The sequence below is a fragment of the Pandoraea oxalativorans genome (assembly GCF_000972785.3).
Classification (GTDB): Bacteria; Pseudomonadota; Gammaproteobacteria; order Burkholderiales; family Burkholderiaceae; genus Pandoraea; species Pandoraea oxalativorans.
The window spans coordinates 895318-921376 of record NZ_CP011253.3; the positions used below are offsets into that span (position 1 = coordinate 895318).

The 26059-nt window shown below is 63.9% G+C and carries 21 protein-coding genes; 15 read left to right on the top strand and 6 right to left on the bottom strand.

From position 1 onward, the window contains the following. Positions 1 to 20: 20 nt before the first annotated feature. The 4 genes from queF to MB84_RS04105 all read right to left on the bottom strand — a co-directional run bounded on the left by queF (position 21) and on the right by MB84_RS04105 (position 4147). Positions 21 to 848: an NADPH-dependent 7-cyano-7-deazaguanine reductase QueF gene (gene queF / locus MB84_RS04090; protein ID WP_046290856.1), complete on the bottom strand. Its 828-nt coding sequence runs from the start codon at positions 846 to 848 to the stop codon at positions 21 to 23. Next, positions 835 to 1824 (bottom strand): 5'-nucleotidase, encoded by a 990-nt coding sequence (locus MB84_RS04095; protein WP_046290857.1) that lies wholly within the window; start codon positions 1822 to 1824, stop codon positions 835 to 837. Before MB84_RS04095 ends, queF begins: the two co-directional genes overlap by 14 nt. A gap of 52 nt (positions 1825 to 1876) precedes the next feature. Continuing rightward, positions 1877 to 3406: a threonine ammonia-lyase, biosynthetic gene (gene ilvA, locus MB84_RS04100; protein WP_046290858.1), complete on the bottom strand. Its 1530-nt coding sequence runs from the start codon at positions 3404 to 3406 to the stop codon at positions 1877 to 1879. A 120-nt stretch (positions 3407 to 3526) separates the two neighbouring features. After that, positions 3527 to 4147 (bottom strand): nucleotidyltransferase family protein, encoded by a 621-nt coding sequence (locus MB84_RS04105; protein WP_046293393.1) that lies wholly within the window; start codon positions 4145 to 4147, stop codon positions 3527 to 3529. A 142-nt stretch (positions 4148 to 4289) separates the two neighbouring features. On the opposite strand from MB84_RS04105, the gene MB84_RS04110 reads away from it, so the two are divergent. After that, entirely contained in the window at positions 4290 to 4913 is a 624-nt protein-coding gene (locus tag MB84_RS04110) for a YqaA family protein (protein WP_046290859.1), read from the top strand. 176 nt (positions 4914 to 5089) lie between these two features. Here MB84_RS04110 and MB84_RS04115 read toward each other — a convergent pair whose 3' ends face one another. Both MB84_RS04115 and MB84_RS04120 read right to left on the bottom strand, forming a co-directional pair. Then, a complete protein-coding gene (locus MB84_RS04115; protein ID WP_046290860.1) occupies positions 5090 to 7312 on the bottom strand; it encodes a xanthine dehydrogenase family protein molybdopterin-binding subunit in 2223 nt (740 codons plus the stop codon). Between the two features lie 17 nt (positions 7313 to 7329). Then, positions 7330 to 7788 (bottom strand): (2Fe-2S)-binding protein, encoded by a 459-nt coding sequence (locus MB84_RS04120; protein ID WP_046290861.1) that lies wholly within the window; start codon positions 7786 to 7788, stop codon positions 7330 to 7332. A gap of 585 nt (positions 7789 to 8373) precedes the next feature. Here MB84_RS04120 and MB84_RS04125 point away from each other — a divergent pair. The 14 genes from MB84_RS04125 (at position 8374) to nudB (ending at position 26041) form a co-directional block, all read left to right on the top strand. After that, complete coding sequence (locus MB84_RS04125) at positions 8374 to 12369, top strand: DUF3683 domain-containing protein (RefSeq protein ID WP_046293394.1); 3996 nt, start codon at positions 8374 to 8376, stop codon at positions 12367 to 12369. Positions 12370 to 12466: 97 nt separating this feature from the next. Next, positions 12467 to 14155, top strand: a complete 1689-nt coding sequence (locus MB84_RS04130; RefSeq protein WP_046290862.1) for a Na+/H+ antiporter — start codon at positions 12467 to 12469, stop codon at positions 14153 to 14155. 74 nt (positions 14156 to 14229) lie between these two features. Beyond that, complete coding sequence (locus MB84_RS04135) at positions 14230 to 14667, top strand: HIT family protein (protein ID WP_046290863.1); 438 nt, start codon at positions 14230 to 14232, stop codon at positions 14665 to 14667. A 160-nt stretch (positions 14668 to 14827) separates the two neighbouring features. Next, the gene (locus tag MB84_RS04140) at positions 14828 to 15241 is read left to right on the top strand and encodes a gamma-butyrobetaine hydroxylase family protein (RefSeq protein ID WP_046290864.1); all 414 of its coding nucleotides are present in this window, start codon (positions 14828 to 14830) and stop codon (positions 15239 to 15241) included. A 59-nt stretch (positions 15242 to 15300) separates the two neighbouring features. Next, entirely contained in the window at positions 15301 to 16035 is a 735-nt protein-coding gene (ubiE, locus tag MB84_RS04145) for a bifunctional demethylmenaquinone methyltransferase/2-methoxy-6-polyprenyl-1,4-benzoquinol methylase UbiE (protein WP_039396086.1), read from the top strand. Positions 16036 to 16260: 225 nt separating this feature from the next. Further along, entirely contained in the window at positions 16261 to 17244 is a 984-nt protein-coding gene (locus MB84_RS04150; RefSeq protein ID WP_046290865.1) for a Tim44 domain-containing protein, read from the top strand. 165 nt (positions 17245 to 17409) lie between these two features. Further along, the gene (locus tag MB84_RS04155) at positions 17410 to 18033 is read left to right on the top strand and encodes a ubiquinone biosynthesis accessory factor UbiJ (RefSeq protein ID WP_046293395.1); all 624 of its coding nucleotides are present in this window, start codon (positions 17410 to 17412) and stop codon (positions 18031 to 18033) included. 3 nt (positions 18034 to 18036) lie between these two features. Further along, a complete protein-coding gene (gene ubiB / locus MB84_RS04160) occupies positions 18037 to 19596 on the top strand; it encodes a ubiquinone biosynthesis regulatory protein kinase UbiB (RefSeq protein WP_046290866.1) in 1560 nt (519 codons plus the stop codon). Positions 19597 to 19638: 42 nt separating this feature from the next. Next, a complete protein-coding gene (locus MB84_RS04165) occupies positions 19639 to 20334 on the top strand; it encodes a methyltransferase (RefSeq protein WP_084009598.1) in 696 nt (231 codons plus the stop codon). A gap of 394 nt (positions 20335 to 20728) precedes the next feature. Beyond that, entirely contained in the window at positions 20729 to 22174 is a 1446-nt protein-coding gene (locus tag MB84_RS04170) for a high affinity choline transporter 1 (RefSeq protein WP_046290867.1), read from the top strand. A 292-nt stretch (positions 22175 to 22466) separates the two neighbouring features. Beyond that, a complete protein-coding gene (locus MB84_RS04175; protein ID WP_046290868.1) occupies positions 22467 to 22805 on the top strand; it encodes an FmdB family zinc ribbon protein in 339 nt (112 codons plus the stop codon). A 43-nt stretch (positions 22806 to 22848) separates the two neighbouring features. After that, a complete protein-coding gene (locus MB84_RS04180; RefSeq protein ID WP_046290869.1) occupies positions 22849 to 23493 on the top strand; it encodes a DUF502 domain-containing protein in 645 nt (214 codons plus the stop codon). Positions 23494 to 23540: 47 nt separating this feature from the next. After that, on the top strand, positions 23541 to 25343 hold the full coding sequence (gene aspS / locus MB84_RS04185) for an aspartate--tRNA ligase (RefSeq protein WP_046290870.1): 1803 nt from the start codon (positions 23541 to 23543) through the stop codon (positions 25341 to 25343). Positions 25344 to 25576: 233 nt separating this feature from the next. After that, positions 25577 to 26041 carry a dihydroneopterin triphosphate diphosphatase gene (nudB, locus tag MB84_RS04190; RefSeq protein ID WP_046293397.1) on the top strand — a complete coding sequence of 155 codons (465 nt, stop codon included), beginning with the start codon at positions 25577 to 25579 and terminating at the stop codon, positions 26039 to 26041. The last annotated feature ends 18 nt before the right edge of the window (positions 26042 to 26059 follow it).

Consider the following 26059-nt stretch of genomic DNA (forward strand, 5'->3'; position numbering starts at 1 on the left):
GTCGACAGCGCGATGATCGCTTACTGACGTGCCGTACGTGCGTTGTCGGGCATCGGCAACGTGAAGTTGGTACGGAACGGGTTGATGTCGAGGCCACCGCGTCGCGTGTAGCGGGCGTAGACCGCCAGCTGGGTCGGCTTGCACTGACGCATGATGTCCATGAAGATCCCTTCCACGCATTGCTCGTGAAAACCGGTATGACGCCGGTACGAAATCACGTACTTGAGCAAGCCTTCCTGATTGATCGGCGGGCCGACGTAGCGGATCTGCAAGCTGCCCCAGTCGGGCTGGCCGGTGACCGGGCAGTTCGATTTGAGCAGGTTGGACACGAGCGTTTCGTCCACGGGGGCTTCGTCGAACGCGGCGGTGAGCAGCGACGCATCCGGCACGTAGATGTCGGTGTCGATGTCGAGCCGGTCGACGAGCAAGCCGTCGAGTTCGTCGAGTTCGAGCTTGGCAAAGCCGCTCGGCTCGACGAGTCGCACCTGGACCGGCGCGCCTGCGGCTTCCGACAGGTCTTGCTGAATCAGGGCACGCGCGGCGTCGACATTTGCCAGCTTCGTCTGCGCGAACGAGCCGAGATACAGCTTGAACGATTTCGACTCGATGATGAACGGCGAATCGGCCGGCACCATGGCGGTCAGTAGCGCGATTTGCGGCTTGCCCTTTTCGTTGAGCCACGAGAGTTCGTAGCCGTTCCAGATGTCCGCGCCGAAGAACGGCAGAACGTCGGGTACGCCGATTTCCGCACGTGCGGGTGCGCGGGCGATCGGAAAGAGTTGGGACGGGTCGTATTGCTCGGTGTAGGCAACTTCCTTGCCGAGCGAGGATTGTTCAGGCGTGGTCATGATTGGCGATGCCACTGATGACGTGACCGGTCGGGGAGACGCGGGCCGCCGATTCGCAGTGGCGTGTCTGATCGTCGAAGAAGAAATCGGGCTCGAACTCGCGCAGGAATGCGCCTTTGTCCAGCCCGCCCAGGAACATCGCCTCGTCGATGTCGATTTTCCAGTCCATCAGCGTGCGAATGGCCCGCTCGTGCGCCGGGGCCGAGCGCGCGGTGACAAGCGCGGTGCGGATTTTGACCGGCACTTCATGGCCTGCGAGGGTTTGCAATCGGTGCAGCGCGAGCAACAGCGGCTTGAACGGGCCGGGGGGCAACGGCGTGGCGGCGCGCTCGATTTCGTGCTGCTGGAAGGCGTCGAGGCCGTTGCGCTGGAAGACCTGCTCCGCCTCGTCGGAGAAGAGCACCGCATCGCCGTCGAAAGCGATGCGGATTTCGTCGGGATGCAATTCGGCTTTTTTCGCAGAGTCCGGATACACGCGTGCGGCCGGGAAACCGGCGGCAAGCGCGCCGCGCACATCGCGCTCGTTCGCCGACAGGAACAGATGTGCCCCCAGTGCGTTGAGGTAGCCGAATGGGTCACGTCCGCGCGTGAAGACGCCGCGCTCGATCTTGAGATCGAGCTGTCGCGCCGAGCGGAACACGCGCATGCCGCTCACGGGATCGTTGCGTGAGAGCACCACGACTTCCACGCGATGTCCGTCTTTCGTGTCACCGGCACCGCTGGCGCCATTGGCGCCATTCGCACCGCTGACGCCACTGGTATCCCCGCCCTGATTGAACGCGAGCAGCTTCTGCACGAGCGGGAAGGCGACACCCGCCGGCGCGGGCGTGTCGAGGCGGTCGAGCTGATACTGCATGTACGACTGATCGTCGCCGCTCGCCACGCCCGCATCGAACACGCGGTTCTCTTCTTCGAAGTCGAACAGCGCGCGCGACGAGATCGCGACAACGAGTTTGTTCTCGAGCGTGATGGGCATGGCGGCGGCGATTTCCTGTCGTGATGACTGAGTGCGTTGAGAGCGTTGCGACTTACCCAAGGAACAGCTTGTACACGGGGTTATCGCTTTCGTCCCAGTAAGGATAGCCGAGCGTTGCGAGGAAGTCGCGGAACGCAGCCTTCTCGTCGTTCGGGACCTGGATGCCCACGAGGATATTGCTGTAGTCCGCGCCCTGATTCCGGTAATGGAACAGGCTGATGTTCCAGTTCGGGCTCATGGCCGAGAGGAACTTCATCAGCGCGCCCGGCCGCTCCGGAAACTCGAAGCGGTACAGCACTTCGTGACTGGCCAGTGCCGAGCGACCGCCCACCATGTAACGGATGTGCTGCTTCGAGAGTTCGTCGTTCGAGAGATCGAGCGTCGGGAAGCCGTGACGCTCGAAACCGGCCTTGATGCGCTCGCCTTCGTCGCGGTTGTGCATCTGGATACCCACGAAGATGTGGGCGCTGGACGCTTCGCTAATTCGGTAGTTGAACTCGGTCACATTGCGGCTGCCCACCACTTCGGTGAAGCGCTTGAAGCTGCCGCGTGCCTCCGGAATGGTGACGGCGAACACGGCTTCGCGTGCTTCGCCGACTTCGGCGCGCTCGGCGACGAAGCGCAGGCGGTCGAAGTTCATGTTGGCCCCGGAGGTGATCGCGACGAGCGTTTCGCCCTTGAGCTTTTCGCGCTCGGCATACACCTTCGCGCCCGCCACGGACAGCGCGCCGGACGGCTCCAGCACGCTGCGGGTGTCCTGGAAGACATCCTTGATGGCGGCGCACAACTGGTCGGTGTCGACACGCACGACTTCGTCGAGATGCTCGCTGCACAGGCGGAACGTTTCTTCGCCGACGTATTTGACGGCAGTACCGTCGGCGAACAGACCGACGTCGTTGAGCAGGACGCGCTCACCGGCGTGGATGGATTGCGCCATGGCGTCGGAGTCGACCGACTGCACGCCGATGACTTTGATCTCCGGACGCACGGCTTTGACGTAGGCGGCGATACCGGCCGCCAGTCCGCCGCCGCCGATGGGCACGAAGATGGCATGCAGCGGGCCCTGATGCTGACGCAGAATTTCCATGCCGATGGTGCCCTGACCGGCGATGACGTCGGGGTCGTCGAATGGCGGTACGAAGGTCAGGCCGCGCTCGGCTTGCAGCGTCATGGCGTGGGCATAGGCGTCGCTATAGGAGTCGCCCGCGAGCACGACTTCGACGGCGCGCCCGCCGTGGGTTTTCACGGCGTCGATCTTGACCTGTGGCGTGGTGACCGGCATGACGATGACGGCCTTGCAGCCCAGACGCGCCGCCGAGTAGGCAACGCCCTGCGCGTGGTTCCCGGCGGACGCGGTCAGCACGCCGCGCTCGCGCTCGGCCTCGCTGAGGTTGGCCATCTTGTTGTAAGCGCCCCGAATCTTGAAGGAGAACACCGTCTGGTTGTCTTCGCGCTTGAGATAAATTCGATTGTGCAGCCGCATGGAAAGCGTGCGAGCCGGTTCGAGTTCGCTCTCAAAAGCGACGTCGTAGACTTTGGCGGTCAGGATCTTCTTCAGATAGTCGGGAGCTGCGTCAGACATGATTTAGGGCTTCTTCAGGTTAGGCACATCAAGGAACAAAAGGACAATGATAGACCAGCACTTCCGCCGGGGCGGTCGCGCTTGGTCTTTCGGGGAAAACAGGAAAGGGGAGTGCGCGCCCTAGCGTAGGTCGTCTGGGGTGTCGATGTCGCGCACGATTCCGGCGTCGTCGACATCGACGATCGTAATGTGCTCGCTAATCAACAGGTCGCGCGCGCCGATGTCGCCATCGAGGGCGGCAAGACGCGAGGTATAGGCGGAACCGAACGCGACGGGATGGCCGCGCTGTCCCCGATAACTCGGCGCGACGATGGCTTCGGACGACGTGAGGCCGTTCGCGATCGCGCGCAGGGTATTCGGGTGGATGTAGGGCATGTCGGCCAGCGCGACGAGCCAGCCGTCGAGATGTTCGAGGCCCGGCGGCGGATCTTCGTCGGATGCGGCGTTGATGCCCGCCGCGAGCGTCGCGCCCATGCCGCGCTTGGTGGCGTGGCTCATGACGACTTCACAACCCGCCTGCAACAGCACGTTCTCCAGTTCGGCCGAGTCCGGGCGCACAACCGCGATCACGCGCGGCAATGCGGCCAGCAGCGCATGCGCGCTGGCGAGGGCAACGGGTCGGTTCAGGGGATCTCCGGGCAGCGGCGCGAGCAGCTTGTTCCGGCGCCCCGCCGCGTCGAAGCGGGTACCGAGTCCGCCTGCCAGTAGAATGGCCACGGGCGGCGTCGAGGGTCGGGTCATGGGCATGCATTATGCGCCAGACTTTTTGTTTCTGCCAAACGCGTGTGCACGCATTCGCCGTGTCGTTGACTGACCGTCTGGTCGGTCGGGGACGGGGGCGTTGCAGTGTTTTTCGGTCAGATTTTGCTTTCTGCGGAGCTGCATGGAGTCGTTCATCACCTGGCTGCTGGGCGTGTTGGCGTTGCCCGGCGTGGGCCTGCCCGCCATTTTTGTCGTGTCGTTTCTCTCCGCCACACTGCTGCCGATGGGCTCGGAACCCGCGCTGTTCGGCTACGTGGCGCTCAATCCGCACATGTTCTGGGCCGCTATTGTCGTGGCGAGCGTGGGCAATACGCTCGGCGGCATGCTGGACTGGTGGATGGGGTTCGCGGCGAGTCGCGCGTTCGTGCGGCTCAAGGCGCGCCGACGGGCGCATGCGCGGGCTGCTGCTGGCGGTTTGACGGTTGCGGCCGGGACTTCAGGCGGGAAAGGCTCGGAAAGCGAGGCAGTGTCTGCTCCAGACGGCAACCCGCCGATGAGCGCACGCTACACGCGCTGGATGCGCCGCTTCGGACCGCCCCTGCTTCTGCTCTCCTGGTTGCCCATTGTCGGCGATCCACTCTGCACGCTCGCCGGATGGCTCCGGCTCTCGTGGCGTTCATGCCTCGTCTACATCGCCATCGGCAAGACACTCCGCTACATCACCATCACCTACCTGATGCTGAGTGTGCCCGAATCGTTCTGGCAAGGTATCTTCGCGCCGTTCAAGCATCTGCTCGTCGGGTGATAAAGCTTCGTACTTTCGTGTGCCCCTTCGCCGGTTCTCACGAAGTCCGGGGGCCGGACCGGAGCCCCTTTCCGCCCCTCAGACATAGACCCAACTCGGTTCAGAAAGGGGCCCCGGTCCAGCTCACCATCATGCTTTCCCAGGACCCACCTGCTTACGCGCCTGTTAAGCGCCTGTTATGCGCTCGTGAGCTCGAACGGCAACGCGCGCTGACGCTTGCCCGTCAATGCAAAGACGGCGTTCGCATACGCCGGCGCCAACGGCGGCAACCCCGGCTCGCCCATCCCCGTCGGCGCATCGCCCGAACTCACGACATGCACGCTGATCGCAGGCATGTCCGTCAACCGCGCCACGGTGTACTGATGGAAGTTGCTCTGCTCAACCTCCCCATCCTTCATCGTGATCGCCGCACCCGGCAACGTCGTGCCCAATCCCATCAACGCCGCCCCCTCGACCTGCGCCGCGACCGTCAACGGGTTCACCGCGAAGTTGCAGTGAACACCGGCTACGGCGCTGACCAGTCGCGGCGCATTGTTGTGCATCTCCGCAACGACGACGTAGGCCACCACAGAGTCGAACGACTCATGCACCGCTACGCCCCATGCCTGCCCCGCGGGGAGTTTGGTCTTGCCGTAACCCGAACGCTCCACAGCCAACGCCAACGCCTCACGGTGGCGCGGATGCTTGTCGCCCAACAACGCATAGCGATACGCGACCGGGTCCTGGCCCGCATGCTTCGCCAACTCGTCGATCAACGTCTCCATCACGAACGCCGTGTGGGTGTTGCCCACCGAACGCCACCACAACACCGGCACGTTGACCTTCGGGCTGTGCAGCGTCAGGCGTAACGGCACGGCGTATGGGGTGCCGGAGACGCCCTCGACACTCGTGCCGTCGACGCCGTTCTTCACCATCATCTTCTCGAACGGCGTGCCCGCCAGAATCGACTGGCCGACGATGGCGTGATTCCACGCAAGTACATTGCCCTTGGCATCCAGACCGATCTCGGCACGATGCACGTACATCGGACGGTAGTAGCCGCCGTGAATGTCGTCTTCCCGGCTCCAGATCACCTTGACCGGCTCGCGATGGCCCGCACGACGCCACGCCTTCGCGACCCGCGCCGCTTCGACACCGTAATCGGACGTCGGCACCGCGCGACGGCCAAATCCCCCGCCCGCCATGAGCGTATGCAGTTTGACCTGCTCAGGCTTGAGGTCGAGCGTGCGTGCAATCGCTGCCTGATCGACGGTCTGGAACTGCGTACCGGTCCACACTTCCGCGCCCTTGTCCGACATCTGCACGGTGCAGTTCAGGGGTTCCATCGGGGCATGGGCGAGGTACGGAAAGCTGTACTCGGCCACGAGCGTTTTCGGCGCCCCCTTGAGTTTGGAGACGTCGGCGTCGATGGCGACGGTGCCCGGCGTCTTCGCCATTTCCTTGTACTTGGCCAACTGCGCCGTGGTGTCGACATGCTCGACGCCACTGGTGTCCCATTCGGCCTTGAGCGCATCTCGGCCAGTCTTCGCCTGCCAGTAGCCATCGGCGATGACGGCAACGGCGGTGCCGCCACGGTCGTCCGGAATTTCAAGGACGTCGCGCACGCCCTTGACGGCCTTTGCCGCCCTGGCGTCGAACGTCTTCACCTTGGCGCCGAACACCGGCGGACGCGCCACAACGGCCACTTTGAGGTTCGGCAGCTTGAAGTCCATGCCGTACATCGGCGTGCCGGTCGACTTGGCTTTGGCGTCCAGGCGCCCCGTCGGCTTGCCGAGCAGACGGAAGGCGGACGGATCCTTGAGCGCAACGTTGGCCGGTACCGGCATGGCCTGCGCCGTGGCGGCGAGGCTGCCGTAGGTGGCGCGCTTGCCATTCGGGCCGAGCACGACGCCCTTCTCGGTGCGCAACTGGTCGGCCGGGACTTTCCATTGCTGCGCCGCTGCCGCAATCAGCATGGCGCGCGCCGACGCGCCGATGCGCCGGTACTGCATCCACGAATGCGCAATGGAGCCGGAGCCGCCCGTCATCTGGATGCCGAACATCGGGTCTTTGTAGACGTCGGCGGCCGGGGCCAACTCGCCACGGACCTTCGACCAGTCGCAATCGAGTTCTTCTGCGACGAGCATCGGCAGCGCCGTTTGCACGCCTTGTCCGAAATCGAGGCGGTTGACCTGAATGGTGACGGTGTCGTCCGGGGCGATGTGCACGAAGGCGGACGGCACCACCGCTGCCGGGGCCGCACCCTGCGCACTGGCCGTACGCATCATGCCGGGCAGCGACATTTCGAGCATCAGGCCGCCCGCTGCAATGGCAGACGTCTTCAGGAAGCCACGACGGCTCACGCCGGTGAAGTCGCCCACGGCCACGCCGGGACGTTGGGAGAAACGAAGTTCGCGCATGGGGGTGTCTCCTCGTCTCAGGCCAGCGACGATGCGGCGTCTTTGATGGCCGCGCGAATGCGGGCGTACGTGCCGCAACGGCAGATGTTGCCCGCCATCGCGGTATCGATCTGTTCGTCGTTCGGCGACTTGTTATCGCGCAGCAGGGCGGTGGCCGACATGATCTGGCCGCTCTGGCAGTAGCCGCACTGCGGCACGTCGTGCTTGACCCATGCGGCCTGTACGGCAGCGCCGACCGGATCGGCACCGACGTTCTCGATGGTGGTGATCTTCTTGCCTTCGACGGCAGAGACGGGGGTGACGCAGCTACGGATCGGCTGGCCGTCGAGGTGGACGGTACAGGCACCGCACAACGCCATGCCGCAGCCGAACTTGGTGCCGGTCATGTTAAGCGCGTCGCGCAAGGTCCAGAGCAGGGGAGTGGCGGGGTCGACGTCGACCTTCACCGTTTTGCCGTTCAGTTGGAACCAAGCCATGGAGACACCTCTTGATGGGTGGATAAGTCGGGGACGGCTAGACCATACTCCCATTCCCCGGAAATTTCAGTTCAGAAGTGCGATGCAAGTCGTTGTATCTAAAGAAATATAGCGATCTGCTTTTATGGTGAAAGTGAGGGGCGGGCACCGACGATGGTGTCGTTGTGAAGCCGCCATCAACGTAGCGATGAGGCAGGCCGCAGGTTCGCAAACGATGGAAAAGAGCGGATTGACGCGTCCCGCACGCGTTTTCGGCGCGGCGCCGACGTGTTGCGGTGCAATGAAGTACAATTCGACCTACATTCCCCTACCAACACTTTCCCAAGCCGGAAGAAAGATCTGGGCATGCGCACCAACTGCCTCACCCCTCTGTGCTTCTGCCCGATGACCGAACACGATTCGTCATCGGCGTCTTTGCACGGCAGTCGTCGATCTCGTTGACCGCAGATCGACCGTTGCCGACCCGCGCGCACCCCTTGCGCCTGCCGTCGGCACGCCCAGCGCATACCCGATTTTGACTTTCGGCGCGTCTCGCGAGACGAACGCCGACGGCGGATGCACCGCCGCAATGACGAGCCCGACAAGATGAACGCACCCTTGCCTGCCTTCGAGCCGCACGACGCAAAGCACGCCGTAGCCGCTCAACCCCCGCGTCTGCGTGAGATTCCCTACAACTACACGTCGTTTTCGGACCGCGAAATCGTCATGCGCCTGCTCGGCGCGGACGCCTGGGCGATCCTCGACGAACTGCGTGCCGAACGCCGTACCGGCCGCTCGGCACGCATGCTGTACGAAGTGCTCGGCGACATCTGGGTGGTGCGCCGCAACCCGTATCTGCAAGACGACCTGCTCGACAATCCGAAACGCCGCAAGCTGCTGATCGACGCGCTCGATCACCGTCTGAACGAGATCGACAAGCGTCGCCGTGCCGACGTGGCCGAACACGCCGACGCACATGGCCGCGAGCGCGCTGCCCGCGTCGAGCAACTGGAAGTGGCCGCACGCCGCGCCGTGGCGGACTTCGCCGCCGAGTTCGAGAAGATGGCGGAATTGCGCCGTCGCGCGAAGAAGGTGCTCGGCCGCACGACCGCCAGCGACAACATCAAGTTCGACGGTCTGTCGCGCGTCTCGCATGTGACGGATGCGACCGACTGGCGCGTGGAGTATCCGTTCGTGGTGCTGACCCCGGATAGCGAAGCCGAAATGGCGTCGCTGGTGAAGGGCTGCTTCGAACTGGGGCTCACGGTGATTCCGCGCGGAGGTGGCACGGGCTACACGGGCGGCGCGATTCCGCTCACGCCGTTCTCGGCCGTCATCAATACGGAAAAGCTGGAACAGCTCGACGAAGTCGAATACTTGCAACTGCCGGGCGTCGACAAGCCGGTCGGCACGATCTTCTCGGGTGCCGGCGTGGTCACGCGCCGTGTGGCGGAAGCCGCCGAGCGTGCGGGTCTGGTGTTCGCCGTGGACCCGACGTCGATCGACGCCTCGTGCATCGGCGGCAACGTCGCCATGAACGCGGGCGGCAAGAAGGCCGTGCTGTGGGGTACCGCGCTGGATAACCTCGCCTGGTGGCGCATGGTCGATCCGCAGGGCAACTGGCTGGAAGTCACGCGTCACGATCACAACCTCGGCAAGATTCACGACATTCCGGTCGCGCGCTTCGAACTGAAATGGTTCGACGGCAATCAGGCCCCGGGTGAAGTGCTGCTCAAGACCGAGATGCTGGAGATCGAGGGCAAGCGTTTTCGCAAGGAAGGCCTGGGTAAGGACGTGACGGACAAGTTCCTCGCCGGTCTGCCGGGCATTCAGAAGGAAGGCTGCGACGGCCTGATCACGAGCGCGCGCTGGATTCTGCACAAGATGCCCGCGCACACGCGCACGGTGTGTCTGGAGTTCTTCGGCCAGGCGAAGGAAGCGATTCCGAGCATCGTCGAAATCAAGGACTACATGTTCGCGCAGACGGCGGCAGGCGGCGCGATTCTCGCCGGTCTGGAGCATCTGGACGAGCGTTATCTGCGCGCCGTGGGCTACGCCACGAAGTCCAAGCGCAACGCGTTCCCGAAGATGGTGCTGATCGGCGACATCGTCGGCGACGACGACAATGCGGTCGCACAAGCGACGTCGGAAGTCATTCGCATGGCTAACGGCAAGAGCGGCGAAGGGTTCGTCGCCGTGTCGGCCGAGGCGCGCAAGAAGTTCTGGCTCGACCGCTCGCGCACGGCCGCCATCGCGCGTCACACGAACGCCTTCAAGATCAACGAAGACGTGGTGATTCCGCTGCATCGCATGGGCGAGTACACGGATCACATCGAACGCATCAACATCGAGCTTTCGCTCAAGAACAAGCTGCAACTGGTCGACGCGCTCGAAACGTTCTTCGAAGCGGGCAACCTGCCGCTCGGCAAGACGGACGACGCGAACGAAATTCCGTCGGCCGAAATTCTCGAAGATCGTGTGCAGACGGCGCTCACGATGCTGCGCGAGGTGCGCGCACGCTGGGAGTATCTGCGCGATAACTTCGAGATGCCGCTCGCCGACGCCATTCCGCTACTCAACCGTCACGGCATTCGCGATATCAACGTCGCGCTGAACGACCGCCTGAACAAGCATCCGGAAACGCGCCTGATCGATCTGCTGCAAGACCGCACGGTGCGCATTTCGTGGAAGCAGGAGATTCGCGCCGAGCTGCGTCAGATCTTCACGGGCGGCGAATTCAAGCCGATCCTCGACGAAGCACAGGCGATCCACAAGCGCGTGCTGCACGGTCGCGTGTTCGTGGCCCTGCACATGCACGCCGGTGACGGTAATGTTCACACGAACATTCCGGTGAACTCGGATAACTACGAGATGCTCCAGGATGCGCACAAGGCCGTGGCCCGCATCATGGACATCGCGCGCTCGCTCGACGGCGTGATCTCGGGCGAACACGGCATCGGCATCACCAAGCTGGAGTTCCTGACGGAAGCCGAAATCGGGGAATTCCGCGCGTACAAGATGCGCGTGGACCCGGAAGGGCGCTTCAACAAGGGCAAGCTGCTCAATCTGCCCGAACTGCCCGCCGATCTGCGCAACGCCTATACGCCCAGCTTCGGGCTGATGGGCTACGAGTCGCTGATCATGCAGCAGTCGGACATCGGCGCGATTGCCGACAGCGTGAAGGACTGCCTGCGCTGCGGCAAGTGCAAGCCGGTGTGCGCCACGCACGTGCCGCGCGCGAATCTGCTCTACAGCCCGCGCAACAAGATTCTCGCGACGTCGCTGCTCATCGAGGCGTTCCTGTACGAAGAGCAGACGCGCCGCGGCGTGTCGATCAAGCACTGGGACGAGTTCAACGACGTGGCCGATCACTGCACGGTCTGCCATAAGTGCGTCACGCCTTGCCCGGTCAAGATCGACTTCGGCGACGTGACGATGAACATGCGCAACCTGCTGCGCAAGATGGGCAAGAAGAAATTCAATCCCGGCGCGGCCGCCGGTATGTTCTTCCTGAACGCGACCAACCCCGAGACGATCAACATTACCCGCAAGGTGATGATCGACTGGGGCTATAAGGCGCAACGCTTCGGTGCGGACATCTTCAAGAAGATCGCCAAGAAGCAGACCGCCCATCCGCCTGCAACGGTCGGCAAGCCGCCGCTGCGCGAAGAGGTGATCCACTTCGTCAACAAGAAGATGCCGGGCAACCTGCCGAAGAAGACGGCGCGCGCGCTGCTCGACATCGAAGACAACAAGGTGGTGCCGATCATTCGCAATCCGAAGGCCACCACGGTGGACTCGGAAGCGGTGTTCTACTTCCCGGGCTGCGGCTCGGAGCGTCTGTTCTCGCAGGTCGGTCTCGCCACGCAGGCGATGCTCTGGCACGTGGGCGTGCAGACGGTGCTACCGCCGGGCTATCTGTGCTGCGGCTATCCGCAACGCGGATCGGGGCAGGGCGAGAAGGCCGAGAAGATCGTGACGGACAACCGCGTGCTCTTCCACCGCATGGCCAACACGCTGAACTACCTCGATATCAAGACGGTGGTGGTGTCGTGCGGCACTTGCTACGATCAGCTCGCCGGTTACGAATTCGAGAAGATCTTCCCGGGCTGCCGTATCGTGGACATCCACGAGTACCTGCTCGAGAAGAACGTGAAGCTCGAAGGCGTGAACGGTACGCGCTACATGTATCACGATCCGTGCCACACGCCGATCAAGACGATGGATCCGGTCAAGCTCGTGAACCAGTTGATGGGCAGCGAGAACGACGGCTACAAGATCGAGAAGAACGATCGGTGCTGCGGCGAATCGGGTACGCTGGCGGTCACACGTCCGGATATCTCGACGCAGATCCGCTTCCGCAAGGAAGAGGAGATGCGCAAGGGCGCGGCGAAACTGCGCGCGCACGGCAAGGTGGAAGACGTCAAGATCCTGACGAGCTGCCCGTCGTGCCTGCAAGGTCTGTCGCGCTACAACGACGACGCGGACGTCACCGCCGACTACATCGTCGTCGAGATCGCCAAGCACATCCTGGGCGATCAGTGGCTGGTGGACTACGTCAAGGATGCAAACAACGGCGGCATCGAACGCGTGCTGGTCTGATGTACCTCTCACCCCTCGTGCACCTCTGGGGGACGCCGCCGATGCCTGACGGTCGGACTCGACGGACTCGACGGACCCGACGGACCACGGAGGTGGCATGGAGGTAGTCTACACAGCACTGATCCTGCTGTTTGTGGTGGCGCTGACCGGCGTGCTGGTCAGCTTCGTCAGATTCCTGCCGGTCCCGCTCGTGCAGATCGCCGTGGGCGCCGCGCTCGCCTATCCGGGCGCGGGGCTGCACATCGATCTCGATCCCGAGATCTTCTTCCTGCTGTTCATCCCGCCTTTGCTGTTTGCCGACGGCTGGCGTATGCCCAAGCGCGAGTTCTGGCACCTGCGCGTGCCGATCGTCGCGATGGCGCTCGGCCTGGTGATCTTCACGGTGCTCGGCGTGGGCTACTTCATCCACTGGATGATCCCGTCGATTCCGCTGGCCGTCGCGTTCGCCCTCGGCGGCGTGCTCTCGCCGACCGATGCCGTCGCCGTCTCCGCGCTCACCGGGCGCATGCGCATGCCCACGCGGCTCATGCACGTGCTCGAAGGCGAGGCGATGATGAACGATGCGTCGGGCCTCGTGGCTTTCAAGTTCGCGCTGGTGGCCGCGACGACGGGCATCTTCTCCATCGGCAACGCGACGTTCTCCTTTTTCGTCATCGCGCTGGGCGGCTTGCTTGCGGGCTGGGCGGTGACGTGGCTATTCACGCAATTCCACCGCCGTGTGCTGGACGCTTCCACGGAAGAGCCCGCGACCGTCGTACTGCTTCTGCTGCTGATGCCGTTCGCCGCCTACCTGCTCGCCGAACACTTTGGTTTCTCTGGGATTCTGGCAGCCGTGGCGGCGGGCATGACCGTAAGTTCGACCGATCTGCTCAATTCCCGTACCGCGACGCGCATTCTCGGCAACGGGGTGTGGTCGATGCTCGAATTCGTCTTCAACGGCGCGGTGTTCGTGCTGCTCGGCCTGCAACTGCCGGACATCGTGCGCGCGGCACTGCGTCCGAGCGAGCATCTGTGGGGAACGCTGACGAATCTCGGCGAGCTGATGTTCTACGTCGGTGCGATCTCCGCCGTGCTCATCGTCCTGCGTTTTTGCTGGGTCTGGCTCGCGTGGCGCGTGATGTACTTCCTCGGCATGCGTCGCGGTGAGATCACGATGAAGCCGGGCATGCGCTTCACCGGCGTGACGGCGCTCTCGGGCGTGCGCGGCGCGGTGACGCTGGCCGGTGCGCTCTCCGTGCCGCTGGCGCTGCCGGGCGGTGCGCCGTTCCCGGGACGCGACCTGCTGATCTTCCTCGCCGCAGGGGTGATTTTGCTCTCGCTGATCGGTGGCAGCCTCGGGTTGCCGGTCCTGCTGCGCGGCGTGCGCTGGCCGGTCGAGGACCCGCGCAATCGCGAGATGGGCGAAGCGCGGCTGGCGGCGTCGGAAGCTGCGATTCGTGCGGTGGAGTCGCTGCAGAAGATGATCGCCAAGTCGGGCGACGAACTGGATACGGCCGTGTGTGCAGAGGCGGCTGCGCGGGTGATGGGGCGGTACCGCGGAACGCTCAACGCTGCGACGGCGACCGACGAGATGCTCGAGCGCGCAGTGCGCGAGGTCGAGGTGGAGCGGCGCTTGCGGGCCGCCGCGCTGCAGGCGGAGCGCGTGGAGTTGTCGCGTCTGCGCATTACGCACCGCATCAACGACGAAACGCTGCGCGAACTGCTCAGCGAGATCGACTTCGCCGAACTCGCGCTGGGGTCGGTCGATCCGGCCACCGGCAAGCGTCGCAAAGGAAAGAAGCACTGACATGTGCCGTCCTTTTGTTGCTTTCATCGCATCGGTAACGCCAGCACGACAGGCCAACGGGAGGGAGAATCATCATGGAATGTCCGTTTTGCGCCGGTGACGGCGGCGAAGTGGTGTGGCGCGACCCGGTGTTGCGCGTGGTGCTGGCGAGCGAGCACGGGTATCCGGGCTTCGCACGCGTGATCTGGAGCGAGCACGTCGCGGAAATGAGCGATCTGCCGCAGGCGGCGCGCGAGCATGCGATGCGCGCCGTGTTCGCCGTCGAGACGGCGCAGCGCACGGCGATGTCGCCGCACAAGGTCAACGTCGCGAGCCTGGGCAATATGGTGCCGCACGTGCATTGGCACGTGATTCCGCGTTATCGCGACGACATCCACTTCCCCGGTTCGGTCTGGAGCGCGCCGCAGCGCGAACTGCCGGACGCGGTCGTCGCGGAGCGCTCGGCATGGCTGCCAGCGTTGCGTGAGGCCATCGTGGCAGAATTGGAACGCATGCCGGGCTGGCCGGCCTGATTGAGCGGCCGGATTCAGCGGGCTAATCAGCGGGCTAATCAGCGGGCTAACTGAGCGACCTGACTGAGCTCGCCTGAGCGGCTATACTGCCCGCCGATGTGCCGACTGCGGCATTCGCGCCGCAAGTGCGCGCGGCGACCGAATTTTCTGGAGCAAGATCATGGCTGGGCTGGAGAAAGACACGCCGATTCCCGTTTCCCTGACGTTGCATCGCGCATCCAAGGTGCTGGAACTCGGTTACGAAGACGGTAAGACCTACCGCCTGCCGTTCGAAATGCTGCGCGTGCTCTCGCCGTCGGCGGAAGTGCGCGGTCACGGGCCGGGGCAGGAGACGCTGCAAACCGGCAAGCGTGACGTCACGCTGAACGGTCTGGAGCCGATCGGCAATTACGCCGTGCGTCCCGTCTTCTCGGACGGCCACGACACCGGCATCTATTCGTGGGATTACCTCTACGAGCTGTGCGTGCGTCAGGACGCGCTATGGCAGGAATACCTGGACAAGCTCGCGGCAGCGGGTGTCGATCGCGACACGCCGATGGTGTCGCCCACGGCCGGTGGCTGTCACCACCATTGAGGCCCCGGCGCCGCACGCACGCGAGTGTGTGCCCGCTTACCTGATTTTGGAGATGTGCAATGGGTGATCAGACCCACTTCGGTTATACGACCGTCGACGAGAAGGAAAAAGCTGGCAAGGTTGCCGAGGTGTTCCATTCCGTCGCGAGCAAGTACGACATCATGAACGACCTGATGTCGGGCGGCCTGCACCGCATCTGGAAGGCCTTCACCATCGGACGCGCCGCCGTGCGCCCCGGCTTCAAGGTGCTCGATATCGCAGGCGGTACGGGCGATCTGTCGAAAGCCTTCGCGCGTGCTGCGGGCCCGACCGGCGAAGTCTGGCACACCGACATTAACGAATCGATGCTGCGTGTGGGCCGCGATCGTCTGCTCGACGACGGCATCGTGACGCCGTCGCTGCTGTGCGACGCCGAGAAGCTGCCGTTCCCGTCGAATTATTTCGACGTGGTGACCGTGGCGTTCGGTCTGCGCAACATGACTCACAAGGACGCCGCGCTCGCGGAAATGCGCCGCGTGATCAAGCCGGGCGGCAAGGTCATGGTGCTGGAGTTCTCGAAGGTCTGGCAGCCGCTGGAAAAGGCCTACGACGCGTATTCGTTCAAAGTGCTGCCGTGGCTCGGTTCGCGCATCGCGGGCGACGCCGACAGCTATCGCTATCTGGCAGAGTCGATTCGCATGCACCCGGATCAGGAAACGCTCAAGACGATGATGGAAGACGTCGGTCTTGAGCGCGTGGAGTATCACAATCTGACCGCCGGTGTCGTCGCCCTGCACATCGGGCGCAAGTTCTGAGTACACACACTTACCTGAACGTTCAGCCGACATGCAGCGCCCCGGAAGGCGGAGAATCGCCGCGCCGGGGCGTTTTGTTTGCCGCATCCTAAGTACAAGCTAATTTTGCTGTGGCAGAATCGCCCGTCGCCTTATCTGGTTTCAGTACGTAAAAAACGTCTGAACCATTTGGGTTGACGTCTGTCAGTAGACAGCAACCTATAACTCCACGGAGAGACCAGAACGATGTTCCAGTTCCTGAAAAACAAGCTGTTGTTGGGCGTTGTGGCCGGCGTAGTGGCGGTCGGCATGACGATCGCGGACGCTGACGCCAAGCGCGTTGGCGGCGGCCGGAGCATCGGCAAGCAGTCCAACACCGTGACGCAACGTCAGGCAACGCCGCAGCAGCCGGCGCAAGCCGCCCCGGGCGCAGCCCCGACTCAGGCCGCTCCGGCGGCCGCAGGCGCAGGTGCCGCAGGCGCGGCCGCAGCCGCCAAACCGGCCAACCGCTGGCTCGGACCGATCGCCGGTCTGGCCGCAGGCCTCGGCATTGCCGCGCTGTTGTCGCACTTCGGTATGGGTGGCGCGTTCGCCAGCATGATGGCCAACGTCATCATCATTGCGTTGATCGCGTTCGCGGTGATGTGGCTGATCCGCCGCTTCCGTGGCAATAAGGCGCAGTCGCAGACGCCGGCCTATGCAGGCGCAGGCAACGACGCATCGTCGAACAATTCGCTGCGTCAGTCGTGGGATAACCAGCAACAGCCGCAGCAACCGCAGCAGACCGCCTTCCAGACGGCTGCCCCGGTCGCCGCAGGTGCCGCAGCCGGTGCCGCCGCAGCCGAGTCGTTCGGTGTGCCGGCCGGTTTCGACACGGAAGGCTTCCTGCGCAGCGCGAAGGTGTACTTCAACCGTCTGCAAGCCGCCTGGGACAAGGGCGATCAGGCCGACATCAACGAGTTCACCACACCGCAGATGTTCGCGGAAATCAAGATGGACCTCGAAGAGCGCGGTAAATCGACCAACCGTACGGACGTCGTGCAACTGGACGCCGAACTCCTCGGCATCGAGCAATCGACCAGCGAATACATGGCCAGCGTTCGCTTCTCGGGCCTGATCCGCGAAGCCGAAGGTGCGGCTGCCGAGCCGTTCAACGAGGTGTGGAACCTGACCAAGCCGGTGACCGGCAACGGTGGCTGGGTCCTCGCCGGGATTCAGCAGCTCGCGTAAGCTGGCTCGATCCGAATAGGCCGGCGACGTTTTTGGCGTAACCTGCCTTACAATGAGAGCCCGCGCGTCGATGCGCGGGCTCTTTTGTTTTTGCCGTCCGAAGGTTGTCTGCGGACGGCGTCTTTCGGTGCGACCGGTGTTCAGCGCCGGCCGACCGCCAAGCTCATGACCGTAGCCGCCAAAGCCTTTGCCGCCACCGTGAACCATTTGCTCGCCCGCGAACCGTGGGCACGCGACCGTCTGCGCCATCATGTCGGCGCGTCCGCCCGGCTGGCCATGTCGGCAATCGACGTGCGCCTGCGCGTGGGCGACGACGGCTATCTGGCCGCCACTGAGGCGGACTTCCCCTGCGACGTCAGCATCTCGGTGCCCCCGGCGGCGCTGGCCGACTTCGCAGGCGGCGGACAGGCCGCCGTGATGCGTCACGTCAAGATCGAAGGCGACGCCGAGTTCGCCAATACGGTGTCCTATCTGGCGCAGCATCTGCGCTGGGAGGTGGCCGAAGACCTCAGCAAGGTCATCGGCGACGCCGCCGCCCATCGCGTGACGCAGACCGGTCGCGCGGCTGTCGCCGGTGCTCGCCGCACGGGCGGCACGCTGGTGCGCTCGCTGGCCGATTACTTCGTGGAAGAGAACCCGCTGCTGGTGGCGCGTCCCCGTCTGGATGCGATGCGCGCCGACATCGGCACGCTGCGCGACGACCTCGCGCGGCTGGAAAAGCGTCTCGAGAAGTTGGAGCGTCTGAAGGGATCGTCCGATGCGGCGTCCCGCACGACCGGAGGCCGCTGACCGATGCGTCTCCTGCGCCTCATCAAGATTTTCTTCGTCTGCTATCGCTACGGGCTCGACGAACTGGTGCTCTCGAGCATCCCGCATCCCGTTACGCGCGGGTTGCTGCGCGTGCTCACGATTGGCCGTAGTGGGCTTAAGGCGCCGCGCGGCGAACGCTTGCGCCTGGCGCTCGAATCGCTGGGCCCGATCTTCGTGAAGTTCGGGCAGGTGCTCTCGACGCGTCGCGACCTGATGCCGCCGGACATCGCACTGGAACTGGCGCGCTTGCAGGATCAGGTGCCGCCGTTCGATCCGCAGGTCGCTCATGCGAGCATCGAAAAGTCGCTGGGCCGTCCGCTCGACGAAGTGTTCGTGGAGTTCGAGCGCATGCCGGTGGCGAGTGCGTCGATTGCCCAGGTGCACTTTGCGCGGGTTCGCAATGGCGAGCACGCGGGCAAGGAGGTGGCGGTCAAGGTGCTGCGTCCGAACATGCTCAGCGTGATCGATAGCGATCTCGCGCTCATGCGCGATCTCGCCGGTTGGGTGGAGCGTCTGTGGCCCGACGGCAAGCGCCTGAAGCCGCGTGAAGTCGTGGCCGAGTTCGACAAGTATCTGCACGACGAACTCGACCTGATGCGCGAGGCCGCCAACGCCGCGCAGCTGCGTCGTAACTTCATCGATTCCGGCATGTTGATGGTGCCGGAGATCTATTGGGAATTCAGTTCCAGTTCCGTGCTCGTGATGGAGCGCATGCACGGGGTGCCGATCAGTCAGATCGACGTGCTGCGCGAGGCGGGCGTTGACCTGAAGAAGCTGGCACGCGAAGGCGTCGAGATCTTCTTTACGCAGTTCCTGCGCGATGGCTTCTTCCACGCCGACATGCACCCGGGCAACATTCTGGTGAGCCTGGATCCCGCAACGTTCGGACGCTACATCGCGCTCGATTGCGGCATCGTCGGGGCGCTGTCCGAATTCGACAAGAACTACCTCGCGCAGAACTTCCTCGCGTTCTTCCGTCGCGATTATCACCGGGTGGCGTCGCTGCATCTGGAGTCGGGCTGGGTGCCGCCGGACACGCGCGTGGAAGAACTCGAAGGCGCAATTCGCGCGGTGTGCGAGCCGTACTTCGATCGTCCGCTCAAGGAGATTTCGCTAGGGCTGGTGCTGATGCGTTTGTTCCAGACGTCGCGCCGCTTTAACGTCGAGATTCAGCCGCAGCTCGTGTTGCTGCAAAAGACACTGCTCAATATCGAAGGGCTGGGACGTCAGCTCGACCCCGATCTCGATCTCTGGAAGACGGCCAAGCCTTTCCTGGAGCGCTGGATGGCCGAGCAGATCGGCCCGCGCGGCTGGCTGGAGCGGTTGAAAGCGGAAGCGCCCCAGTGGAGCAAGACGATGCCGCAATTGCCGCGGCTGATCCATCAGGCGCTGGCTGCGCACGCGCGTCCGCAGGACGACACGCTGCTGCTCGCACTCCTTCAGGAGCAACGCCGCACCAACCGCCTGCTCACCGGCGCATTCTGTCTGGTCGGCGGTATCGCCATCGGCGTGCTGACGGCGTTCGTGTGGTTGTATAGCTGAGATTTACGTTCGCCGATCCTGGCCGCTGGGGAGCGCCTGAGCATGGTTGCAATTCGTAAGCCCTCTACCGTGTTGCGGGCGCCGCGCGATGGCGATGCCGCCGAGCATGGCGCCTCCGGCGATGCGGGCGGCAAACCCGCCGTGCCGTCGTTTGCGCATCGCGATCCGTCGCGCGCCGAGTTCTGGGACGAACGTTTCGCCAATGCCTTCATGCCGTGGGATGCTGCGGGTGTTCCGCAGGCGCTTCGCGCGTTCGTAACGGGCGAGGGTGCGGCACGTGCCACGCTGATTCCCGGCTGTGGCGCAGCGTACGAAGCCGCATGGCTCGACGCGCAGGGCTGGCCGGTGCGCGCCATCGACTTTGCGCCGGGAGCCGTCGATGCGGCCAAGGCGCAACTGGGCGCTCGGGCGTCGCTCGTCGAGCAAGCCGACTTCTTCACCTACACGCCGCCGTTCACGCTCGACGTGATCTATGAGCGGGCATTCCTGTGTGCGTTGCCGCGCGATCTCTGGGCGGGCTACGCCCGTCGCATGGCGCAATTGCTGCCGCCGGGTGGACGTCTCGCCGGATTCTTCTTCCTCAGGGAAACGCCGAAGGGACCGCCGTTCGGCATGGCGCCGGAAGCCCTCGACGCGCTGCTGTCGCAAGACTTCGTCTGCGAAGCCGACCGTCTCGTCGACGACTCGGTGCCGGTCTTTGCCGGGGCCGAGCACTGGATGATCTGGCGCCGGCGCTGACGTCTCGCGCCGGGCGACCGGGCCGTCGAAGCCCGAGGCGAGGCATTTGTGCAACACGCCGCTGACGTCAATTGCGCCTGACTGCCTGACAGTCGCTCGGTATCTCCCGATATTTGCCATGCTCCGCCCGGGGATTTGTGACTTTTTTCCCCGCGCATCCCGCGCGCCGCTATAATCGGCCCAAAATTTTTCCCCAGGTGGCAAAAACGGGCGCTCCCGAGCGCTGAATCGCATCAGCCCCGTCATGCACGACCTGATTTTCTGTTGCCCGGAAGGCTGCGGCCCAAGGCTCGGTTTCGTTGGCTTGCGCGGCGGCTTGTGTCGGCCGGATCACGCCTGCCGTTGACGTTTCCCAGCCGCGACCGTCGCGCTGGGGCTTGGCTGGGGCCGCGTTATGCTGATCTGGTTTGTCATTCTGTATTGGGTCATTTCGGTGGCTATCGGGCTGTTGGCCGCCCTCAAGGTCCGCAATACCAAGGATTTCACCGTCGCTGGCCGCCGCCTGCCTTACGGCATGGTCGTGGCTGTCGTGTTTGCGACCTGGTTCGGCTCGGAAGCGGTGCTCGGTATTCCTGCGACGTTCATCGGCGAGGGCCTGCGCGGCGTGGTCGCCGATCCGTTCGGCTCGTCGATGTGTCTGGTCCTCGTGGGCATGTTCTTCGCCCGCAAGCTGTATCGCATGAACCTCATGACGATCGGCGACTTCTACAAGCTCAAGTACAACCGGACGGTCGAAGTGGTGACGTCGGTCGCCATCGTCATCTCGTACCTCGGCTGGGTCGGCGCACAGATCAAGGCGCTGGGCCTCGTGTTTCATACGGTGTCCGGCGGGGCGATGTCGGAGCCGACGGGCATGATCATCGGCGCGGTCTCGGTGCTGGCTTACACGCTGCTGGGCGGCATGATCTCGGTGGCCGTGACCGACTTCATCCAGATGATCATCATTGTGGTCGGGCTGGTGTACATCGCCGTGGTCGTGTCGGGCATGGTGCCTGGCGGGGCGAGCGCAGTGATCGCGCACGCCGCCGAAGCGGGCAAGTTCGTGTTCCTGCCGGAGATGAATCCTGCGGATGTCTTAGCGTTCGTCGCGGCCGGCGTCACCATGATGTTCGGCTCGATCCCGCAGCAGGACGTGTTCCAGCGCGTGATGTCGTCCAAGTCGGAGAACATTGCCGTCTCCGGTTCGGTCACGGGCGGCGTGCTGTACTTCTTCTTCACGTTCATTCCGATTTTCCTCGCCTACTCGGCGCTGCTGATCGCCCCGTCGATGGTGCAGAAGTACATTGGCACGGACCCGCAGCAGATCCTGCCGCAGTTGGTGCTCACCAGCGTGCCGATCGTCGCGCAGGTGATGTTCTTCGGGGCGTTGCTCTCGGCCATCAAGAGTTGCGCATCGGCGACGCTGCTGGCGCCGTCGGTGACGTTCGCGGAGAACATCGTTCGTCCGATGCTCAAGGGCCGTATCGACGACAAGCATCTGCTGCGTTTGATGCGGATCGTGGTGCTGTGCTTCACGGCGCTGGTGCTGGTGTACGCGCTGAACTCGAAGGCGTCGATCTTCCAGATGGTCGAGAGTGCGTACAAGGTCACGCTCGTGTGCTGCTTCGTGCCGCTCGCGTTCGGTCTGTACTGGAAGCGCTCCAGTTCGCTGGGCGGCACACTGGCCGTGTTCTTCGGGCTGATCGTTTGGATCGCCTGCGAAGCCCTCGCACCGGAAGCGCTGGTGCCGCCGCAACTGGCCGGTCTGCTGGCGTCGATTGCGGGGATGGTCGTCGGCTCGCTGCTGCAACCGGTCTCGGAGCGCGGTCAGCCGCCGGAGCAGCAGGTCTCGACGATCTGAGGCGTCCGGACTGACTCTGCCGATACGGCGCATGTGAGCGCTCGCTCGGCGGTGGGGGCAGTGGCGCGCGACCGTCGCAAAGTGGCCGACGCCGGGTTGGCGGGCAGTCGGGCAGTCGGGCGACGCCGGTTGCGCTTTTCCGCAGGCCGCGCGGCTTGCCACGCGGATCTCGGCGACGCCCGGTCTTGATCTTGTCCCACGACGCCCCCATTTATCTCCGTACAAATCCCGAAAGCCTTGTGAAGCGGTTATAATTCAAGGCTTTGCGCGCCTTTTTCCGTCGGAAAGAATCATGCCTATCTATGCCTATCGTTGCGAAACATGCGGTTTCGCCAAGGATGTGCTGCAAAAAATGAGCGATGACCCGCTCACCCAGTGCCCCGAATGCGGCAAGGACTCGTTCGTCAAGCAGGTGACTGCTGCCGGGTTCCAGCTCAAGGGCTCGGGATGGTATGTGACCGATTTCCGTGGGGGTTCCGGCGGCACGAGCGCGCCGGCAGCGGGCGCAGCAGCATCGGCAGCCCCGGCGGCCAGCTCGTCGGGCGAGAGCGCCTCCACGTCCGCGTCGGCGGGCGGCGAGTCGTCGAGCGCCCCGGCAGCGAGCTGTGGCGGCGGCTGCGCCTGCCACTGATCCGAATTTCCCCCAGTAGCCGACCACATTCGCGAGTCCTGCCATGAGCGTCAAAAAACCCGCGTTGAAGACGATTTTCCTCACCGGCCTGCTGGTGCTGGTGCCCCTCGCCATCACGCTTTGGGTGCTCGGCCTGATCATCGGCACGATGGATCAGACCCTGCTGCTGCTCCCGGACGAGTGGCAGCCGTCGCGCCTGCTGGGCCTGCGAATTCCGGGCTTCGGCGTGATCGTCACGCTCGCCTTCGTGTTCGTCGTCGGCCTTCTGACGCATAATTTCATTGGCCAGAAGCTGGTCGGCTGGTGGGAAGCCATTCTGACGCGCATTCCCATCGTTGGACCCTTGTACGGTAGCGTCAAGCAGGTCTCCGACACGCTGCTCTCGAGCAGCGGCAACGCGTTTCGCAAGGCGTTGCTCGTGCGTTATCCGCACGGCGAGTCCTGGACCATCGCTTTCCTGACCGGCGCGCCGGGCGGCGATGTGGTCAATCACTTGCAGGGCGAGTACGTGAGCGTCTATGTCCCGACGACGCCGAATCCGACCTCGGGCTTCTTCCTGATGATGAAGACGAGCGACGTGATCGAACTCGACATGACGGTCGACGCTGCACTGAAGTACATCGTATCGATGGGCGTGGTGGCGCCCGCCCACAACCCGCGCCAACAACGTCCCGGTCCGCTCCTGTGAGCCACTGGGGTCTGTCGACGCCATTTTTTGAAAATCGGAACAGCAAAATGTCCATGCGTACCTCCTACTGCGGTCTGGTGACCGAGCAACAACTGGGCCAGACGGTCAAGCTTTGTGGCTGGGTCAATCGCCGCCGCGATCACGGCGGGGTCATCTTCATCGACCTGCGCGATCGCGAAGGTCTGGTGCAGGTCGTGTGCGATCCGGACCGCGCTGAGATGTTCAAGGCCGCCGAAGGCCTGCGCAACGAGTTCTGCGTGCAGATCACCGGTCTCGTGCGCAGCCGTCCGGCCGGCACCGAGAACGCCAACCTGACGAGCGGCAAGATCGAAGTGCTCTGCCACGAGCTTCAGGTGCTCAACCCGTCGGTCACGCCCCCGTTCCAGCTCGACGACGAAAACCTGTCGGAAACCACGCGCCTCACGCATCGCGTGCTGGATCTGCGTCGTCCGCAGATGCAATACAACCTGCGCCTGCGTTACAAGGTGGCGATGGAAGTGCGCAAGTATCTCGACGCGCAAGGCTTCATCGACATCGAAACGCCGATGCTCACGAAGAGCACCCCGGAAGGCGCGCGCGACTACCTCGTGCCGTCGCGTGTGAACGCCGGCCAGTTCTTCGCGCTGCCGCAGTCGCCGCAGTTGTTCAAGCAGTTGCTGATGGTGGCTGGCTTCGACCGCTACTACCAGATCACGAAGTGCTTCCGCGACGAAGACCTGCGTGCCGATCGTCAGCCGGAATTCACGCAGATCGACTGCGAAACCTCGTTCCTCTCGGAGCAGGAAATTCGCGATCTGTTCGAGAACATGATCCGTCACGTGTTCAAGGAAGCCATCGACGTCGAACTCGACGCGAAGGTGCCGGTCATGGAGTACTCGGAAGCGATGCGCCGCTTCGGTTCGGACAAGCCGGACCTGCGCGTGAAGCTCGAATTCACCGAACTGACCGACGTGATGGGCGACGTGGACTTCAAGGTGTTCTCGGTGCCGGCCACGACCGAAGGCGGCCGTGTGGTCGCCCTGCGCGTGCCGGGCGGTGCGGAGATCTCGCGCAGCGAAATCGATGCCTACACCGACTTCGTGAAGATCTACGGCGCGAAGGGTCTGGCCTGGATCAAGGTCAATGAAGTGGCCAAGGGCCGCGACGGTCTGCAAAGCCCGATCGTGAAGAACCTGCATGACGCCGCAGTCGCTTCGATCCTTGAGCGCACCGGCGCGCAAGACGGCGACATCATCTTCTTCGGTGCGGACAAGGAAAAGGTCGTCAACGACGGTATCGGCGCACTGCGTCTGAAGATCGGTCATTCGGAATTCGGCAAGTCGCACGGCCTGTTCGAAGCCGGCTGGCGTCCGCTATGGGTAGTCGACTTCCCGATGTTCGAGTACGACGAGGAAGACGCCCGCTGGGTCGCTTGCCACCACCCGTTCACGAGCCCGAAGGACGAGCACATCGATTACCTCGAGACCGATCCGGGCAAATGCCTGGCGAAGGCCTACGACATGGTGCTCAACGGCTGGGAAATCGGCGGCGGTTCGGTCCGTATCTTCCAGGAAGACGTGCAGAGCAAGGTGTTTCGCGCGCTCAAGCTGGGTGAAGAAGAAGCGCGTGCGAAGTTCGGCTTCCTGCTCGACGCGTTGCAATATGGCGCGCCCCCGCACGGCGGTATCGCATTCGGCCTGGACCGCGTCATCACGATGATGGCCGGTGCCGATTCGATTCGCGATGTGATCGCGTTCCCGAAGACCCAACGTGCACAGGATCTGCTCACGCAAGCGCCGTCGCCGGTCGACGAGCGTCAACTGCGCGAACTGCACATCCGCCTGCGTCAGCCGGAAGCGCCGAAGGCGTAAGCCGACGCGACGCGTGCGCAAGCTGCCCGGCCGGGACCCGTGTCCCGGCGTGGCGAGCCGGTTGGAAACCCCCTTTGCCGCGAGGCGAGGGGGTTTTTGCTTTCTGGCGCGCGTGATGTGGCAGTGCACGCAATTCGGGTATTGCGCGCACGCGTGATGGACGGGATTCGTGCACCGCAACGTCGCGCAGGCCCTATACAATGCATCATCGCTGCCTGAACTCCGTTGCCTGCATGAAACCCTTCAAGATTCCCGAATCCGTGCTGGTCGTGATCTATACGCCGGCGCTCGACGTGCTGCTCATCGAGCGTGCCGATGCGGGGAATTTCTGGCAGTCCGTCACCGGTAGCAAGGATCGGCTCGACGAGCCGCTGCTCGAGACCGCCGCGCGCGAAGTCTTCGAGGAGACCGGCATTCGCGTGGCCAACGGCACACCCGTGCCCGATGCCGCGTTGACCGACTGGCATCACGAGATTCAGTACAACATCTATCCGCGCTGGGCGCATCGCTACGCACCGGGCGTCACGCGCAACACCGAACACTGGTTCGGCTTGTGTGTCCCGCAGAACACGGTCGTGACGCTCTCGCCGCGCGAGCACGTCGACTATGTCTGGTTGCCGTGGGAAGCGGCCGCCGAGCGTTGCTTCTCTCCCTCGAACGGCGACGCCATCAGGCAGTTGCCGTTGCGCGTGCGCTGATCGTCCGCCCCATGTCCT

What these genes read in the sequence shown, in the direction of transcription:
- queF (WP_046290856.1), bottom strand. Translation starts at nt 848, where the DNA reads ATGACCACGCCTGAACAATCCTCGCTCGGCAAGGAAGTTGCCTACACC.
- MB84_RS04095 (WP_046290857.1), bottom strand. Translation starts at nt 1,824, where the DNA reads ATGCCCATCACGCTCGAGAACAAACTCGTTGTCGCGATCTCGTCGCGC.
- ilvA (WP_046290858.1), bottom strand. Translation starts at nt 3,406, where the DNA reads ATGTCTGACGCAGCTCCCGACTATCTGAAGAAGATCCTGACCGCCAAA.
- MB84_RS04105 (WP_046293393.1), bottom strand. Translation starts at nt 4,147, where the DNA reads ATGACCCGACCCTCGACGCCGCCCGTGGCCATTCTACTGGCAGGCGGA.
- MB84_RS04110 (WP_046290859.1), top strand. Translation starts at nt 4,290, where the DNA reads ATGGAGTCGTTCATCACCTGGCTGCTGGGCGTGTTGGCGTTGCCCGGC.
- MB84_RS04115 (WP_046290860.1), bottom strand. Translation starts at nt 7,312, where the DNA reads ATGCGCGAACTTCGTTTCTCCCAACGTCCCGGCGTGGCCGTGGGCGAC.
- MB84_RS04120 (WP_046290861.1), bottom strand. Translation starts at nt 7,788, where the DNA reads ATGGCTTGGTTCCAACTGAACGGCAAAACGGTGAAGGTCGACGTCGAC.
- MB84_RS04125 (WP_046293394.1), top strand. Translation starts at nt 8,374, where the DNA reads ATGAACGCACCCTTGCCTGCCTTCGAGCCGCACGACGCAAAGCACGCC.
- MB84_RS04130 (WP_046290862.1), top strand. Translation starts at nt 12,467, where the DNA reads ATGGAGGTAGTCTACACAGCACTGATCCTGCTGTTTGTGGTGGCGCTG.
- MB84_RS04135 (WP_046290863.1), top strand. Translation starts at nt 14,230, where the DNA reads ATGGAATGTCCGTTTTGCGCCGGTGACGGCGGCGAAGTGGTGTGGCGC.
- MB84_RS04140 (WP_046290864.1), top strand. Translation starts at nt 14,828, where the DNA reads ATGGCTGGGCTGGAGAAAGACACGCCGATTCCCGTTTCCCTGACGTTG.
- ubiE (WP_039396086.1), top strand. Translation starts at nt 15,301, where the DNA reads ATGGGTGATCAGACCCACTTCGGTTATACGACCGTCGACGAGAAGGAA.
- MB84_RS04150 (WP_046290865.1), top strand. Translation starts at nt 16,261, where the DNA reads ATGTTCCAGTTCCTGAAAAACAAGCTGTTGTTGGGCGTTGTGGCCGGC.
- MB84_RS04155 (WP_046293395.1), top strand. Translation starts at nt 17,410, where the DNA reads ATGACCGTAGCCGCCAAAGCCTTTGCCGCCACCGTGAACCATTTGCTC.
- ubiB (WP_046290866.1), top strand. Translation starts at nt 18,037, where the DNA reads ATGCGTCTCCTGCGCCTCATCAAGATTTTCTTCGTCTGCTATCGCTAC.
- MB84_RS04165 (WP_084009598.1), top strand. Translation starts at nt 19,639, where the DNA reads ATGGTTGCAATTCGTAAGCCCTCTACCGTGTTGCGGGCGCCGCGCGAT.
- MB84_RS04170 (WP_046290867.1), top strand. Translation starts at nt 20,729, where the DNA reads ATGCTGATCTGGTTTGTCATTCTGTATTGGGTCATTTCGGTGGCTATC.
- MB84_RS04175 (WP_046290868.1), top strand. Translation starts at nt 22,467, where the DNA reads ATGCCTATCTATGCCTATCGTTGCGAAACATGCGGTTTCGCCAAGGAT.
- MB84_RS04180 (WP_046290869.1), top strand. Translation starts at nt 22,849, where the DNA reads ATGAGCGTCAAAAAACCCGCGTTGAAGACGATTTTCCTCACCGGCCTG.
- aspS (WP_046290870.1), top strand. Translation starts at nt 23,541, where the DNA reads ATGTCCATGCGTACCTCCTACTGCGGTCTGGTGACCGAGCAACAACTG.
- nudB (WP_046293397.1), top strand. Translation starts at nt 25,577, where the DNA reads ATGAAACCCTTCAAGATTCCCGAATCCGTGCTGGTCGTGATCTATACG.